This window comes from Clostridium sp. CTA-17, from assembly GCF_054767895.1.
This window is the reverse complement of the sequence record NZ_BAAABF010000033.1, coordinates 1-397: the sequence shown is the minus strand read 5'-3', so window position 1 is coordinate 397 and position 397 is coordinate 1. Positions and strand designations below refer to the sequence as shown.

Annotated in this window: 4 tRNA genes; all 4 read left to right on the top strand. The window is 49.9% G+C overall.

Going from position 1 to position 397, the window contains the following annotated elements:
* Positions 1–3 precede the first annotated feature (3 nt).
* The 4 genes from ACYUCG_RS15280 (at position 4) to ACYUCG_RS15265 (ending at position 393) form a co-directional block, all read left to right on the top strand.
* A tRNA-Pro gene (locus tag ACYUCG_RS15280) sits at positions 4–79 on the top strand.
* A gap of 4 nt (positions 80–83) precedes the next feature.
* Positions 84–157: transfer RNA gene (locus tag ACYUCG_RS15275), tRNA-Gly, on the top strand.
* A gap of 79 nt (positions 158–236) precedes the next feature.
* A tRNA-Arg gene (locus ACYUCG_RS15270) sits at positions 237–313 on the top strand.
* 4 nt (positions 314–317) lie between these two features.
* Positions 318–393: transfer RNA gene (locus ACYUCG_RS15265), tRNA-His, on the top strand.
* The last annotated feature ends 4 nt before the right edge of the window (positions 394–397 follow it).

Genomic DNA, 397 nt, shown 5'->3' with positions numbered 1-397 from the left:
CTTCGGGGTGTGGCGCAGATGGGAGCGCGCGTGGTTTGGGACCATGAGGTCGCAGGTTCGATCCCTGTCACCCCGACCATTATGCGGGTGTAGTTCAATGGTAGAACACCAGCCTTCCAAGCTGGATACCCGGGTTCGATTCCCGGTACCCGCTCCACAAAATGTTTCAAAAGTTAAGCGAAAAAGTGCTTGACAAAACATTTAAAACTAATTAAAATAAATTTTGTTTTCAATGTGTATCTTTAGCTCAGCTGGATAGAGCAACGGCCTTCTAAGCCGTGGGTCAGGGGTTCGAATCCCTTAAGGTACACCATATGGTGGGCGTAGTTCAGTTGGTAGAGCACCAGATTGTGGCTCTGGGTGTCGCGAGTTCGAGTCTCGTCGCTCACCCCATATT